At 78.7% G+C, this 937-nt stretch carries 1 protein-coding gene; it reads right to left on the bottom strand.

The genetic code is table 11. The features are described 5' to 3' along the window. Positions 1-718, bottom strand: a 718-nt coding sequence (locus CBZ_RS20520; RefSeq protein ID WP_165446883.1) for a DNA glycosylase AlkZ-like family protein, incomplete at its 3' end; no start/stop codon positions are given. Positions 719-937: the final 219 nt, after the last annotated feature.

Here is a 937-nt window from a genome sequence, read left to right as displayed (position 1 = left end):
CCGCGACCTGCCGCGCGTCGAGCGGCCCCAGCAGGTGCAGGACCTGCCGCACGACGTCGAGCGTCCCGTCGTCGCGCGTCCCGCGCTTGCGCTCCACGCTGCCCACCCGCGACGACGGCCACCCGGGGATGCGGCGCAGGACGGGCGGCGAGGTGCCCGGCTCGAGCTCGAGGCCGGCATGGAGGGCGGCCAGCCGGAACGGCATCTCCCACAGGTGCGTCGCCTGGCACGCGCGGCACCAGCGCAGGTACGGCTCGGGCACCTCCTGCGTGAGCCGTGTCGACACGACGCCCTTGACGGTCGGGGTGGCCACGACGTGCCGCATCGTCGTCGCGACGAACGCGAGGCCGTCGACCGGTCGGATCCCCGCCGCGCGCATCGGCTTCGCGGCGTCGTAGACGCGCGACCCGGCGTCGGCGTCGGAGAACGGGCGCAGGGCCGCCTGGACGTCGCGCAGGTCGGTGCGGCGGTAGGCGTGCGGCGCGCCCCGCACCGACCAGACGAGCACGAGGTCGTCCTGCGGCCACGCGCGCGCCCCGACGGGCACGCCGCGCAGGGCCAGCGCCCACAGCGCGCCGTCCGGGCCGGTGTCCTGGACCCCCAGGCCGAGGACGTCGGCGTCCGTCGGGGGGCGTGCGGGGTCGGTCGCCCGGTCGAGCTGCTGGACGCGCAGGCGGCGTCGGAGCACCTGCTCACGCGTCGCCGTCGTCGTGCCCATGCGCGCAGCGTGCCACGCGCGTGCGACATCGCGGGCCGGGTCCGCGTCGGGCACCATCCGGGCGACACGCGCGCCCGCACCCCGGGCCCGTCGGCGCCCGCCGCTACCGTGAGGACCATGGCGACCCGCACGTCCTCGAACCGCTCGCGCACCGGCGCGTCCGGCGGTGCCTCGGCGTCGCGCCAGGGCCGCCCCGCCGCCCCGCGCGGCGGCACCTCC

It is taken from the genome of Cellulomonas biazotea, from assembly GCF_004306155.1.
GTDB lineage: Bacteria > Actinomycetota > Actinomycetes > Actinomycetales > Cellulomonadaceae > Cellulomonas > Cellulomonas biazotea.
Note: the sequence above shows the minus strand (reverse complement) of the source record. Positions and strands in the feature narration are given on the sequence as shown.